The 13414-nt window shown below is 33.6% G+C and carries 5 protein-coding genes; 3 read left to right on the top strand and 2 right to left on the bottom strand.

The genetic code is table 11. The annotated features are described in order from the left end of the window. Nucleotides 1-120 precede the first annotated feature (120 nt). On the top strand, nt 121-1143 hold the full coding sequence (locus tag ABD859_RS02395) for a hypothetical protein (protein WP_345139732.1): 1023 nt from the start codon (nt 121-123) through the stop codon (nt 1141-1143). Between the two features lie 19 nt (nt 1144-1162). On the opposite strand, the gene ABD859_RS02390 is transcribed toward ABD859_RS02395, so the two are convergent. Together ABD859_RS02390 and ABD859_RS02385 are read right to left on the bottom strand one after the other, a co-directional pair. Further along, nucleotides 1163-1645 (bottom strand): hypothetical protein, encoded by a 483-nt coding sequence (locus tag ABD859_RS02390; protein ID WP_345139729.1) that lies wholly within the window; start codon nt 1643-1645, stop codon nt 1163-1165. A gap of 109 nt (nt 1646-1754) precedes the next feature. After that, on the bottom strand, nt 1755-3044 hold the full coding sequence (locus ABD859_RS02385) for a hypothetical protein (protein WP_345139726.1): 1290 nt from the start codon (nt 3042-3044) through the stop codon (nt 1755-1757). A gap of 930 nt (nt 3045-3974) precedes the next feature. On the opposite strand from ABD859_RS02385, the gene ABD859_RS02380 reads away from it, so the two are divergent. Both ABD859_RS02380 and ABD859_RS02375 read left to right on the top strand, forming a co-directional pair. After that, nucleotides 3975-4814 (top strand): tail fiber protein, encoded by an 840-nt coding sequence (locus ABD859_RS02380; RefSeq protein WP_345139723.1) that lies wholly within the window; start codon nt 3975-3977, stop codon nt 4812-4814. A 10-nt stretch (nt 4815-4824) separates the two neighbouring features. Then, entirely contained in the window at nt 4825-13374 is an 8550-nt protein-coding gene (locus ABD859_RS02375) for a LamG-like jellyroll fold domain-containing protein (protein ID WP_345139721.1), read from the top strand. The last annotated feature ends 40 nt before the right edge of the window (nt 13375-13414 follow it).

Raw genomic sequence — 13414 nt, 5'->3', positions numbered from 1 at the left:
ATAGAAGTCTAAAATGTTGTTTCCATAAGTAATTTAGAAAAAATGAAACCGAATCTCCTGATGCCGAATTTATTAAAAAGCAGTTTCTTTAAATTTTATTACATTTGCAAAAATCTAAATATGTTGTCGTTAAGAAAATTTTTGTTAATAGCGCCTTTGCTGTTTTTGTCGTGCCAAAACGAAATTGATGAGCAGGATTCTAATAATCAGGGCACAATTACAAAAGTTTCGCCGCTGGCTTCATATTGGCAGAGAGTTGCCATGGTTCCTACGGTTCAGGATAATGTAATTGACGGATCCAGTTACTGCACAATTAAATTTCCGTATACTGTTACGGTAAACAATACACAGATTGCGATTAATTCTGCAGCTGATTATCAAAAAGTAATCGATAATATCAACGCCAGTAATACTGATGATGATATTGTAAAAATTGACTTTCCGGTTACGATGGTGTATTACAATTACATTGAAAAATTTATTCCAAATCAGGCTGATTTTGACACTTTAATTGATTATTGGAATCTTTATCCGGATCTTTTATCTAAAATCAACGGATTAAATATTCAGTATCCCATAACAATCAATATCTATAACAGTTCAAACCAAATCGCGAGTTCTGAGTCTATTGCAGGCGATCAGGCGTTTTTTAATTTTATCAAGAACCTGAAAGACAGCGATTACATTTCGTTAAAATATCCTATTTCTGTTTTAGATTATTATTCGCTGCCAAAATCTTTAAACAATAATCAGGATTTTGAAAATGCTATAAAATATGCCATAGACAATTGTCCGGAAAACAATATTGGCGCTCTTGATTTTGCGGCAACATTAACAAGCGGTTCTTGGACAATTCCTTATTTCTTTGACGATTCAGATAAAACATATTCTTACAGCGGTTATTCATTTGTTTTTAAAAATGATAAAACAGTTACGGCAACCAAAGCTGGAGTTTCTGAAACCGGACAGTGGGAATGTGCGGTTGTATATGGCGTTAAGGAATTAAAACTGAATTTTAATTCTGCATTACTCAGCAAACTTAATAATAACAGCTGGAAATTATTTGAGTTTAATAATTCTCAGGTACGTTTACGAAATGTTGTTGGGTATAATACAGATTATCTTTATTTTGAAAAACAGTAAACGATTAATCTGCTGATAATTAATCTGTTTTTCTATTTTCAAGTTCTATTTTGAATTTTCCATAATATGGATTTTCTGCCATTTGAGAATGTCCAATTACTAAAACGTAGTTTCCTTTTTGTTTTATATTGGTTTTCAAATCTGTTCCAAACGGACCATCTGAACTTTTATCGGGAAAAATAATTTGGTTAAAACGTATATTGGCGCTGTTTTGCTCAGGAATAATCTTTCCGGTTAATTCTCCTGCATAATCATTTTTAAACTTAACATAGATTCGGGAATGAGTAGAATCTATCGATGCTTCTGCTGTGTAGATACCTTTTTCATTTTTGGTATTCAGAAAAATGGTATCGCCTGTTTGTTTGTTGACTTCTGTGTTTTCTATTTGGGTTGTAACGACGGGATCAGGATCTGCTGTTTGAATAGACGTGTTTTTGTTTTCTTTTTGCTGACATGAGAAAAAGACAACGGATAATACGAATAGTAAAGAAAAATTTTTCATAACTGTATTGTTTATTAAACCGTATCAAACTTAGCATTTTATAGTATTTGCATTGTTATATAAAAACATTTCAATTTTACAGTTTTTCCAAACAAATAAGACAGAAATACTATTTGTAGTCTATAATCTCAAACAATAAATCATATCGTTCTCCTAATTTTTTCTTTAAGCGTTGTTTACTTTTTTTAATGGCATCTATTGTTACACCTAATAAATTGGCCATTTCATAATTACTTAAATCCAGCTTTTGAAGCATTATTATTTTGAGGTTAGACTCTTTTAACTCCGGAAAATTTTCGATTACCGAATTATAGAAATTACCATGCAGTTTTATAAACTCTCTTTTAAAAGCATTCCAGTTTTCATCGGTCATTAAATGAGAATTCAGGGTTTCCTGAAGTTTTACTTTTTCTTCTTCTAATTGTGTCGATGCAGAGTTTTTAATTTCTTCAAGTTCGTTTTCTAAAATCGATATCTGCTTATTTTTATTTTTCAGATATTGAGCGTAAGTGTCTATATTAGAACTGGCATCGCTGAGTTTTTGCTCAAAAAGAAGTCTGTCTTTTTCGAGTTTTATTCTTTTTGTCGTTAATTTTTTGTTTAATGAATGATAAGCAATGAGACTTAATGACAGGGTTAAAACTAAAATTATGATAAAGACTCTTTTCGTTTTTTCTTCTTGTTCCAGTTTTAATCGAATCTTTTCGGTGTTGTATTCGTATTTCTTTTTCTGAATAAGCCAATACGATCTTTGCAGTACGGTATTGCCGTTTGTATTAAGAAGATATTCTTCAATTTGTTTAAGCTGACGTCTTAAAAGGAGTTCTTTTTCCGGATTTTGACCATTTAAAATACTAAGTTTTAATTCAATTACTTCTTTTAACGAACTTCTGTAATAGGATTTTGAACTGGCAATTTTTCCTGCTTTATCAAGAATTTTTTCGGCTTCGGTTTTATTATTAAGCTTTAAAAGAATTTTAGCTAATAGTATAGACGCATACATTTCATTCTTATCAATATTAAATTTCTGAGAATAGAAAATATCTTGCTTTAAAAGAGTAACAGCGTCTTTTAGATTTCCTTTTTTTTCATAAACGAGCGCCTTATCTCCTAATATTTTTGCATAGCGCACGCTGTCGCCAACTTTTAATGCTGTAGATTCTGATTTATTAAAATAAAGCATGGCATTTGATAAATCATTATTTCTGAAATAAGAATTCCCAATAGCATTTAAAACCCCGGCAGATTCTGAGGAAGGTTTTTCCATGTACTGCATCGATTTTTTGTAATAATCAATAGCCGAATTATCTTCTACAGTAGACATGATCCAGCCAAAGAATTTAAAAGTTTCATCGGGTAATATCATTTCCGAAGGATCTATCTGATTACTTTCTTCCATTGTTTTTAGAACAATAGGAATTAGTTTATCAATCTGGCAGTAGAAATATAAATATTTTGAATAATTGAGCTGCGTCCAGATAATAAGGCTGGGATCATTCAGCTTTTTGGATTCTTCAATGGATTTTAAATAATAATACTCGCTTTTGTTATTTATTTTATCGAAATATGAAGAAAAACCATTTGCAAGGAGCGCGTGGTATAAAATATGTGATTTTTTGCTGGAGGAATTCTTTAAAAAAGATAAGCGGTTTTTGAGTTCTGTGGTATCTTTTTTTGAATTGTTTTCTTTTAAAATTATAGATTCAATACCACTGATTTTGTCTGTAGATATAGATGATAGCTTTTGAGCGTTTAGCTGTTGAAAAAAGACAAAGGCGCATAACACAAAAAAGAGTTTATTTTTTTTTGTACAGAAAATCATTTTGAAAAGGGGGCTTATTAGAAGATGCTAAACTATAAAAAAATGGGCGTTTTTACTCAAAAAAATTATCATAAAACCAAATTATTTTTAACTAATAGCTTGATAATCTTAAATATAAAATTTTTCTTATAATCTTTAAAAAAACCTGCAGTTATAGAAAAGAATTTATTTGCAAAACGGTTACATTCTATTTATTGTTTTGAAAGAAATTTCTATTAATCAAATTGAAAAGAACAGGCAGAGTGTATTTGCAATGAATGACGTCGTAATTTCAGCTTTGACATCTTTGTTTAAATACTAAGTACAGATGTCTTTTAAAAGTGTTTGTAAATTAGTTATTTATGATTTTATGACTGGTAATTTGTCCCCATTTTGTCCCTGCCTTTAATTTAGATAATCGTTTTTTTTGAAATATTTTCGGAGTTTATTTTTCGATCCTGCAAAGGATCTTTTACCAACCGAAATATTAATTTTTAAATGATGTCTATGAAAACAAAATTACTTTTAATGCTGTGCCTTTTTTTTGCAGCAATTTCAAATTATGCTCAAAGTTCAGCTTCTCAATCGGGAATTGCTATACAAGGAATTGCAAGAGATGCTAATAATACTGCTATAGCAAATCAGACTATTAGCCTTGATTTTACCCTATATTATTTGAATGATTCAAGTAATCCACAAACTATTTATAACGTTACAAGGAATGTAACCACTGATGCATTTGGAGTGTTTTCTGATGTTATTGATCCTACAGCAGTTAATAGCAGTGTAATTGCTAATAATGCTACTTATCTTAAAATTATGAAAGGCGGAGAAACTATTTCTGATGAAAAACTTCGTCATGTACCTTATGCTATTGCTGCTAATAATGGTGTTCCGACAGGATCAATCATGCCTTTTATCGGTACTACAGCTCCAGAAGGCTGGGCACTTTGTAATGGAGCACTACTTCCAACAACGGCTACGGCATTAATTAAGCTGATTGGAAATAACGCACCCGATTTACGAGGGATGTTTTTGAGAGGTGCAGGACAAAATGCTAGCACTGCTAATGCGGCAGAAATAGTTCCAAATACTTTAAATAATGTTCAAACGTCAACGAACAAAAGTCATACGCATACAGGAACTACATCCACAAATGGAGAGCACAATCATACAGAGTCAGTTACTTATGTTTATGATCCTGCTAATGTTGATGGAGGTTTTGAAGGAGGAGGTAATAAGATAGGGCGAAGAAATGCACAAACAAGTTCAAATGGTAATCATAACCATACCTTTACAACTAATGCTGATGGTGCAACAGAAGCGCGACCAATAAACTATGGTGTAAACTATATCATCAAATTATAAAGCTGTAATTATGAAGAAAATAATTGCAGTTCTCGGAATGTTTGTTCTGGGAGCGGGACTTTATGCTCAAAATACGAATGGAGCTAAAATAGTACCCGTTTCGCAGGCAATTCAAAAAAATGGTTTCAACATACAGGTTGGACTTCCATTTTTAGGGCAGACGATAAATGGACCAAGAAAAACAACTCCTGTGGATATTCGTTTTCCATGGAGTACATTGTATTTGTATAACACATTTGCAGAAGAATCTTTTGGCGTTTCAAAAGGTTTTTATGGCGATAAAGTTTTAATTACTTGGGATTTAAGAGCTAATCAAAGCTTGGTAAAAAGCATTAAGATCTATAGAAGGGTTTATACAGAGGCAGGAAATCTTCCTTATAATTTAGTAGTTGGACTTTCTCCTACAGAAACTACGTATGAAGATAAATATGTAGAAGGAGGCGTTTTGTATGAATATAAAGTAGAAGCACAGGGAATCAGCGCAACTCCAATACTATACAGTACGTATATAACTGGTATCGGATACCGAAATCCTACAGCAGTTGTAACTGGAAACATTAGTTACAAAGGTGGAAATCCGGTTAAAGACGTTGTTGTTACGGCAACTCCTAGCGGAAGTGCTGTGGCTAAAGGAAGTGCATTGAATATTCCTGCATCGGGTTTTGTAGATCTTAAAGATTTAAGTACAACAATCTCGAATGCTGCGACTTTTCAGGCGTGGGTAAAACCAAACGGAGCTTATGCAAACGACTCAGAAACAGCCATTCGATTATTCAATATTTCTAGTTCTACAAGCGCTGATAATCTTAATATTAGCGTAAAACTAAATCCAGCGGCTAAATCACTAGATGTTAATATTGGCAATAATAAATATACATTAAATAATTATTTTCCTTCTGGTAATTTAAACTCAAGAGGAAATGATCTGCTTGTGCCAGTTTCAGAATTTAATCAGTCATTTGTACACTTTACAGTTGTGGTAAATGATAATCAGGTTCCAATATTATACATAAACGGAAGACAAATTACACAAGCTTATGTAACTGAAGCAGACAGTAAATTAAGAGGCCTTGATGCATCTTATACTGCTCCTTATTTTAGTGCTGTAATTCCAACGGGCACTACCAAACTTTCTGGTGTAAACTGGGATAATGCCAAAGTGGGAGGGTCAAAATCAAGTTATGTTGATGAAATCAGAATTTGGAAAGCAGCTTTAGAATCTTCTGTAATTAGAACTGATTATTCGAGATTTATAGACGGAAACGATTCAAGATTAGTAACGTATTTAAGAGCTAACGAAAAAGCAGGGAATTTTGCTTATGATTTGTCTCGCAGCGGTTTTAATTACAACGAAAATCACGGTAAACTTTGGGATGCTAATACAGCACAAAACAGTAAAGTTTTATGGGCTTCAGAGGCAGATAATTACCCAACTACATCTCAATTAGGTGTTTTAGGAGTAACAGACAGCAAAGGAAATTACCAAATTAGTGCGATACAATATTCTGGTACAGGAGAGTCGTATAATATTACTCCCATGTACGGTCAGCATAAATTTGAACCAAACCAGCAATTGGTTTATTTAGGATTAGGCTCAGAAGTCGTAAATAAAATTGATTTTATTGATCAGTCTTCATTTAGTTTTAAAGGTGTTGTAGCCTATGATACACGTGGTGTTTTTCCTTCTTATGTGTCAGTAGACAAAAAAACAGATGCTAACAAAGGTGATGCATGGATAGATGGTAAAAATAATATTCTTGATGAAGGATACAATTATTACGAAATCAACGGAGAAAAATTTCCTAAAGCTAAATATTGGAAAAATGATGCCGGAACACCAAATGATAAATCAGATGATTATTTAGATCGTTATGCTTCAATCTATACAGCTGGGGCAAATGTTTACATTGACGGAAATATTGTTTTAGATGCTAATAACATTCCGGTTGTAACAGACGATAACGGTTATTTTGATATAAGTGTTCCTATTGGAAAACATTACATAACAATTAAAAAAGACGGACATCAGTTTAATTATAACGGACGTTTTCCAGCAGCTACAAGTGAGTTCAAAGAGTTTTTTGAAGATTCTAATGAACCGGTTTATTTTGTAGATAATACCAAAGTTACTGTAGTAGGTAAAGTAGTAGGAGGTTCTGTAGAAGCTGAAAAACCAATTGGTTTTGGAGGCGCAGGTGTTGTAACCGAAACTATTGTTGACGCTGGAATTACCAAAAAACTGGAAGTAAGTGCTAAAAACAACATTGGTAAAGCCGATTTTACATTAGGTTATGCACCAGTTGGAGCGAATGTTACACCTTATACCAAGTTTACTTACACGACAAATCCCGCTTCAGGAGAATACCGAGTTGCAGTTATGCCTTTAAAATATAATTTGGAAGCAAATGATTTAGTTGTAAAAAGCAACACAAACATTTCGTTGTTAAAAGCGGGAACTACAGAAACATTCGATTTCTCTGAAATTCCAGTTACTAAAACGCCTGAATTTAAGTATAAAGAAAACAACGTAGATAAAACGCTGACTGGAACTCCGTACCATTACGAAAAAAGTTTTACGTACAGATCAACTCCGGTATTACAAGTTATCGAGCAGACTTCTGACAAAACGATTGATGTTGCTGGAACACAAATATCTACACAAGATTTTGCAAAACCAATTTACTCCCAATTTGCTACGTATAAAATTGTAATGAATCGTTTTGAGCGTTATACGAATAACGATTCTGGAACCGTTGAAGTGAAAGTTCCTGTAACCGATGGAGAGTTGGTAAAAACAAACAATTTGGCTTTGCCAGATTCAGAAACGATTACGGCAGACGGAAGTACTTTAACTTATGCGTTTAAAGGAGGAATTCCATCGATCACACCGCCATTTGAAATAAAAAGTACTTTAAAATACCGTTTAAACGAAGTTGATTATCCAGTTGAAAACTTTAACGATACCGGAATTATTTTAGGAGGAAAAGCAGATGGAAGCCAGACATTTGTTACGGCTGCGCCAGATATTCCTGCGATTATTTTAAGAGACCCTCCTGGTTCTAATAGTTCAGCTTCACTTGAAGCGGGACAAAGTATTTCGTTTACATCAGAATCTTCTTTTGCACATCAGGAAGGAGTAGAAGAAGAACTTACTATTGCAGGCGGAATGTATTTTGAACTTCAGGGAGGTTTAGTGCCTACGCCAAAAGTAACCATAGAACAACAGAATTCGGTAGTTACTGGTGTTAATCTTTCAAATACATCTCAGGACGGTAAGACAGTAACAAGTACTTATACTTTTAATAAAACAATCTCAACAAGTGATGCAACTGATTATGTAGGTTCAGACGGAGATTTATATATCGGAAACTCAAAAAACATATTTTACGGTTCGTATGATAATGTTGAAACGTCTAAAACGATACCTCAAAAGTTTGTAAATGGAAAATCGATGCCTTTAGATGCAAGCGAATACATCAACTTAGGAACTGCAGGTTCACCAGTATATGTAAGTAAGCAAAAAGCATTGAGTTTTGTAGATAAACCTACGGAAACATTCTTTATCTATTCGCAAAAACATATTTTAACGACTTTAATTCCAGAGTACGAAACGTTTATTTCAAGTAATTTAAACGGACCAAATCCTACTTCTGCTGAAAATGTACAAAAAAGAGCAGAATATGAAGAGAAGATAAGATTATGGAGAAAAGTTATTCTTGATAATGAGAAAGTAAAATATGCTGCTAAAAATGATCGTGCTGCTTACAAGGCAGGTTTGTCAGGAGTTATAACAAACTTCAACAATCAAATTAAAGGAGCTCTTGATTACAGTGATCCTGCTGCAAAAGCAAGATTAAATAATCAGCTTACGCAGTCTAACTTGATTAAAGATATGCTTGGATCTGAATTCGAGAAAAATGTTTCTTTTGATGCAGGTGTAGGATCTTATTCAAGAGGTGTAGAAACAAGTGTAGTATCGGCTACAACTACTTCATACAATTTAGTTATCGATCAGTCAGTAGCTGCAATATTAGGTTTTGAAATAAATAAAGTCGGAATGGAGGCTAATACAAAAGCATTCTTCCAACAAGACATTAATTCATCATTATCAACAGAAAAAACAACGACTACAAACATAAGTTATACTTTAAAAGATAATGATAAAGCCAACTTTTTGAGTGTAGATGTGGTTAACTCTTTTGATGGTAACGGACCTATTTTTATTAGTCAGGGAGGAAGAACTTCATGTCCGTACGAAGATGCAGAATTAACTCATTTTTACAATAAAAGCGAGTACAGCGATACTGCAACAGTAATTAATGAATTACCTGAAGATAAACGCGAAAAATTAAGTTTTGCAACTCAAAAAGTAGAAGTTCCGGTTCTTGCCGTAACAGATAATGATGTTACAAATGTTGTAGAAACTAAAAATGCAGAATTCGAATTAAAACTTCAAAACAACAGTGTATCAGGTTCTGATGCTGATTTCTTATTAGTGGTAGACAATACTACTAATCCGAATAATGCTTTAATTAATATTGAGCCAAACGGTACAATTGTTCATGTACCATACGGAAAAGAAGTTATCTATAAACTGACTTTAGGTAAATCTATTACAGATATTTATGAATATAAAGACATAAAAATCAGACTTCAGTCGTTATGTGATGGTGCAGATGTAAGTTCAGAAGTGCTTATTTCAGCAAGTTTTGTTCCGTCTTGTTCAAGCGTGGCGGTAAGTGCTCCATTGAACAATTGGGTTTACAATAGAGAAAAAGCGTATAACACTGACGGTTCTACTAAACCGCTGGCAATAAACTTAAATGGTTATAGCACTAAGTTTAAAAGCTTCAAGAAAATTGATCTGGAATACAGATTAGCAACAAGTCCAAACTGGATTCGTCTGCACACGTATTACGGAACTACTGAATTTTATAATGAAGCGGTAAACAATAAAGAAACTCAGATTTCGTCTATCGGGACAGCTACGAGTTTAGCGTACAATTTTGACATTGCTGGTTTAAAATTAGCAGATGGAAAGTATCAAATCAGAGCAAGAAGCACTTGTACAAATGATACCGAATTTATCTCAGAAGTTATTTCAGGACTTGTTGATTTAAGTGCACCTCAGTTATTTGGCACACCATTGCCAACAAATGGTATTTTAAGTGCAGGAGAAGATTTGAAAATAAGTTTTAACGAAAATATTTTCTACAATCCAGCTGTAACTACAATCGAAATTAAAGGGCAGACGAATCAATTAAAAATTGATCATAATGTAAGTTTACATTTTGAAGGAGGTAATAATACAGCTGTAATCAACAGTCCACAAATAAGTTCAGGAAATTTAAGTCTTGAATTCTGGCTGAATAACGAAACCAAAACAGCAGGATCTATCGTTTCGCAAGACGGCGGTTTAAATATCGGCTTGAACAACGGAAATATTTTTTTCACATTAGGAGATGTTACTGTACAAGGTGGATTGAAAAATGATAATCTATTCCACCATTATGCCTTTACATACAACAGCACAAACGGTGATTATAGAATTTTTGAAGATGATATCGAAATTGGTTCTAACAACGGAAAAGCAAATGCACAATTTGCAAACAACAATGCTTTAGTTGTTGGTGGAAACACATTTGCAGGAAACATGCATGATCTTCGTTTATGGAATAAAACCTTAAGCAGAGAAGATGCTTATGCAAAAATGTATTCTAAATTAATGGGTAACGAAGCGAATTTAGTTGGTTATTGGCCAATGAATGAAGGAAGAGACGCTTTAGCCAAAGATTTAGTAAGATTTAAACATGCAACCGTAAATACATCTTGGGATATTAAGCCAAAAGGAAACTCATACGACTTTGCTAACGGACAATATTTGGCTATGGACAATGTAAATTTTGTTCAAATCACAAAAGAAATGGACGCTACAATGGAGTTTTGGATTAAAACACCAACTTCACAAGAAGCGACTATTTTCTCAAACGGAAAAGGTGACGGTACAGACGTGGTTCAAAGCAACGGATTATCGAATAAATGGTCTGTTGATATGAATACTTCTGGTAATCTTTTACTGAAAAGTGAAGGAAAGTCATATGTTTTAACAACAAAAGGACTTTCTGATAATGCATGGCATCAGGTAACTTTATTGTTCAATAGAGTTGGATCGTTAAGAACTTATGTCGATGCAAAACTGGTATCTTCTAACCAAATGACTAACATTGGAGGTTTCTCTGGAAACAAAATCTGGCTTGGTGCAAGAGGAGCAAAAGATATTTCAGGTAAAGAAACTGTAGATAGAACGTTTACAGGTAAGATAGATGAATTCCGTTTATGGAATACACTTCGTAACGTTGAACAAATAACAAGAGATAGTTATAACGAAGTCGATGTCGAAAGCATTGGATTATTATTATACTCAAGAATGAATGTTCCTGATCCAGCTACAGCAAACGGACCGAGATATTATCATGCAGATACCAATCAGACAGTTGTTGTAAACAATGCCGTTTTAAGCGGAGGCACGTTAAATTATTCTAACGATGCACCGGCGATAAAACCAGAAAGACAGCTCGTTAAGTTTGTAACTACAAATGTTATTAAAGACGGTGAAATGATTATCGCACCAGTTATTACAGATTGGGCATCATTAGAAGGACAAATTCTGGATATTACGGTACACAGAATGTTTGACAGCGCTAATAATATGCAGGAATCTCCAGTAACCTGGACAGCTTATGTAAATCGTAATGAAGTAAGCTGGTTTGCCGAAGGTTACAATGAAATTGTTGACCTGACAAAAAATAGCGGCGAAACCAAAACGTTTGACATTACATTAGTTAACAAAGGCGGAAAACAACAGCCATATGCGATTAATAATCTGCCAAGCTGGTTAAGTTTAAGTAAAACATCAGGAACTCTTGATCCTAATACAAAAACGACCATTAAAGTAACAGTTGATCAGGATGTGGCAATTGGAGAATATCTGGAAAATTTATACTTGCAGACTGATTTTGGTTACGACCAGAAATTACAGGTAAAATTAAGAGTATTAGCTCCAGAACCTAATTGGAATGTTGACCCAACTCGTTTTGATTACAGCATGAACATCATTGCGAAAATTAAAGTTGATGGTGTGCTATCTGTTGATTCTTATGATAAAATTGGAGCTTTTTATAATGAAGAAACAAGAGGATCTGCCAAACTGGTTTACAATGAAGCATACAAAGAATACTTTGCGTTCTTAACGATTTACAGCAATGTAAATTCGGGTGAAAATCTGAAATTTAAAATTTGGGATGCTTCGCAAGGGAAAATTTTAGAAGCTTCTGCAGAATTGAATCCGTCTATTACTTTTATGAATAATGAAGTATTAGGAACTTTAAGCAAACCTTATATTTTTGCTAATTCTGGTTTAGTAGAACAGGAAATTAAACTGAACAAAGGATGGACTTGGATTTCGTTAAATACCAACGATACTAATTTCTCAGATTTAAATACATTAACGAAGAGTTTAACTTTAGAAACGTCAAACCGTATTTTGAGTCATTCTCCTGCATTGCTTGATACGTATTTTAAAGATGCGTCAAATCCTGCAAACAGCGGATGGTCGGGAACGATTAGTGCAAACGGCGGACTTTCATCTTCTAAAATGTATAAAGTAAATGTTACGCAAGAACAGACATTAAAAATCAAAGGGAAAAATGTAGACGTTTCCACTTGGAGTTTCCCAATAAAAGAAAACTGGAACTGGCTTGCTTATCCTTTAGCATCAAACCAAACAACAAACGAAGCTTTGGCTTATTTTGATGCTGCTGATGGAGATGTGATTAAATCGCAGAATTTGTTTGCGATCTATGATCCAATTATCGGATGGAACGGAACTTTAAAATACTTAGAAGCTGGTAAAGGTTACATGATTAAATCAACTAAAGTGCAGACTTTTAAGTATCCGGATAATCTGGAAAGAAGTAAAACTGGAAAATCGGTTTCAAATAATACACAGGAACCAATTGCATCAGAGTTTCAGCAGTATTCACAAAACATGAATGCCGTTGTATTGCTTCCAAAAGGATTTGATGAATTGTATGCTTATGATTCAAGAGGTGTTTTAAAAGGAATCGCAAGAAATCAAATAGTAGAAGGAAAAGAACTTAGTTTCATCACCATTTTTGGAGATGATGCACAAGAACTGACGTTTACGCTAGGAGATGGATTTACGAAAAAACAGACTTCAAAATCATTCACTTTTAAAGGAAATGAAGTACTTGGAACAATTACAAATCCCGTTATTTTAGAAGAAGTTTCTAGAAACGAAAACAGTATTTATCCAAATCCTTTTGCAACGTCTTTGAATTTTGAACTTAATGCCGCTAAAAAGCAGGAAGTAAATGTGCAGTTATATTCAGTAAACGGTCAATTGGTATTCAGCCAAAATGCGATTATTGAAAGCGGCAGCAATGTAATTTCAATTTTACCAAATATTGCACAAGGTGTTTACATTGCAGAAGTAACAGTAGACGGAAAGCTGATTAGAACGAAAGTGATCAAAAATTAAATAACCAGTAATTGAGCTCTTAAGACAAGCTTTTAAAGCT

It is taken from the genome of Flavobacterium ginsengiterrae (assembly GCF_039539785.1).
GTDB lineage: Bacteria > Bacteroidota > Bacteroidia > Flavobacteriales > Flavobacteriaceae > Flavobacterium > Flavobacterium ginsengiterrae.
The sequence above is the reverse complement of the archived record's forward strand: the minus strand, read 5'-3'. Positions and strand labels throughout refer to the sequence as shown.

Excerpts from the sequence above, each read along its gene's own strand:
- ABD859_RS02395 (WP_345139732.1), top strand. The coding sequence starts at position 121 with ATGTTGTCGTTAAGAAAATTTTTGTTAATAGCGCCTTTGCTGTTTTTG.
- ABD859_RS02390 (WP_345139729.1), bottom strand. The coding sequence starts at position 1,645 with ATGAAAAATTTTTCTTTACTATTCGTATTATCCGTTGTCTTTTTCTCA.
- ABD859_RS02385 (WP_345139726.1), bottom strand. The coding sequence starts at position 3,044 with ATGGAAGAAAGTAATCAGATAGATCCTTCGGAAATGATATTACCCGAT.
- ABD859_RS02380 (WP_345139723.1), top strand. The coding sequence starts at position 3,975 with ATGCTGTGCCTTTTTTTTGCAGCAATTTCAAATTATGCTCAAAGTTCA.
- ABD859_RS02375 (WP_345139721.1), top strand. The coding sequence starts at position 4,825 with ATGAAGAAAATAATTGCAGTTCTCGGAATGTTTGTTCTGGGAGCGGGA.